The following is a 1,799-nucleotide window of genomic DNA, read 5'->3' as shown; positions in this document are numbered from 1 at the left end:
GATGGAGAAAAAGCCTACGGCAGCCCACCATGCCCCTGTTTGCCCAGGTTGATCCAGAGAAAACGACGGTGTTCGCTCAAGGAGTTCCTTGATCGGGGAAAACTGCGTGGAAACCATCCTTTCCAAACAGTCGAGATTCACGTCAACCAGCCGGGCAACCAAATCCAAATGGAGGTCGGAGGGTACATTGAAGATAGCGAACGAATTGTGTGCGGACATGATTTGCTCCCTGCGGCACGATCAAGGCTCATTGCCTCGTAGGGAGAGTTTGCCTGTGGGTAGCTGTCGCCCCAATAACGGGAGGATTACAATTCGGTCACTGTTTCGTCAGCGTGTTGTCGTGCCGATCGCAGAGAGTATTACTTCTTACGTCTGGGCGCTTAGCCCCAGAAGGACTTGTTGCCTCAGCCTCTCGAATCCGCTGCAGAAACTTGCCACTGTGGGTCATCGGGGCAGTTCAGTTTGTCAGCGACAATCCGACGCACATAAGCCAGCGCGGATGCCTTGCCCCGCGTAAGCCGCAACAAAACCGCCTTTGCCAAATCGAAGGCATCGCGATGATGGTCTCTCAATCCAGTGGTGAGCACCACAAGAATGGCAATCGCAACCTCAAACGGTCGCATTGAGTCATCTTTTTTGGGCAATTTTTCCCTTTATAGTGCTTTGTTCGCACCATCCGCTATTGGATGCCAACCTTCCGCTGCTCAGCCCGTACATAGGCGGTGACGAGGGCGACGTCGTCCGGCGTTACCCCTTTCACCGGGGCCATGTCGCCGAATTTCCAGTGATGGGCCCGCACACCGTTGGCCACGGCCAACTGGAATGCCGCATCGGCATGATGTGACGGCTCATAAATCTTGTGCAGCAGGGGCGGCCCCCTTTTCCGATCCCTTCAAGTCGCCGCCATGACAGCCCGCACAGTGGTTGGCGAACAGCGCCTTGCCCATGCCGGGATTGGGCATTAGGCCGGGGCCGGGTTTGGGAATGCTCCAGCCTTGAGCCAGGGCTAGGCTTGGCAGCATCGCCACAAGAAGCGATGCAGGAATCCAAAACAAGCTTGTGCCTCATTGCTCCATTCCCCGTTTGATTCGCCACTGCTTGACCAAAGCGTAGATGGCTGGGATGACCGCGAGCGTCAGCACCGTCGACGAGATCATCCCGCCGACCATCGGCGCCGCAATGCGGCTCATGACTTCGGAGCCTGTCCCCGTGCCCCACATGATTGGCAGCAGGCCCGCCATGATTGCCACCACCGTCATCATTTTCGGGCGAACCCGTTCCACGGCGCCTTCCATGATGGCCTCGTAGAGATCGTGCAGCGTTGGGGCCTGATTATCCGTCCGACGTTTGGCTTTCAACGCTTCCCAAGCATGATCGAGATAAATCAGCATGATCACCCCGGTTTCCGTCGCGACCCCGGCCAAGGCGATGAAGCCCACGGCGACGGCGACCGACAGGTTGTAGCCGAGCCACCACATCAGCCAGACGCCGCCGACCAGCGCAAAAGGCACCGAGAGCATGACGATCAGCGTTTCGGTGAGGCGCTTGAAGTTGAGGTAGAGCAGCAGGAAGATCGACAGCAGCGTCACCGGGATGACGATTTTCATCTTCTCGATAGCCCGTTCCATGTACTCGAACTGGCCGCTCCAGGTGACGTAGTAGCCGGGCGGGAAGCTGACCTGTTCGGCGACCGCCTTCTTGGCGTCGGCGACGTAGCTGCCGATGTCGCGGTCGCGGATGTCGACGAAGATATAGGCTGAGAGCAGCGCGTTCTCGGTGCGGATCGACGGCGCGCCTTG

The 1,799-nt window shown here is 58.2% G+C and carries 3 protein-coding genes and 1 pseudogene; all 4 read right to left on the bottom strand.

Going from position 1 to position 1,799, the window contains the following annotated elements:
- The coding region (locus E4Q08_RS24215; protein ID WP_211203549.1) for a hypothetical protein at positions 1–219 on the bottom strand (219 nt) is incomplete at its 3' end.
- Between the two features lie 185 nt (positions 220–404).
- On the bottom strand, positions 405–644 hold the full coding sequence (locus tag E4Q08_RS23525) for a hypothetical protein (protein WP_169072194.1): 240 nt from the start codon (positions 642–644) through the stop codon (positions 405–407).
- A 35-nt stretch (positions 645–679) separates the two neighbouring features.
- Positions 680–1,022 (bottom strand): annotated as a pseudogene (locus tag E4Q08_RS23520) (c-type cytochrome).
- 42 nt (positions 1,023–1,064) lie between these two features.
- The coding region (locus E4Q08_RS23515; protein ID WP_169072193.1) for an efflux RND transporter permease subunit at positions 1,065–1,799 on the bottom strand (735 nt) is incomplete at its 5' end.

Origin of the sequence: Candidatus Accumulibacter contiguus (assembly GCF_012940005.1) — a bacterium.
Taxonomy (GTDB): Bacteria; Pseudomonadota; Gammaproteobacteria; order Burkholderiales; family Rhodocyclaceae; genus Accumulibacter; species Accumulibacter contiguus.
Note: the sequence above shows the minus strand (reverse complement) of the source record. Positions and strands in the feature narration are given on the sequence as shown.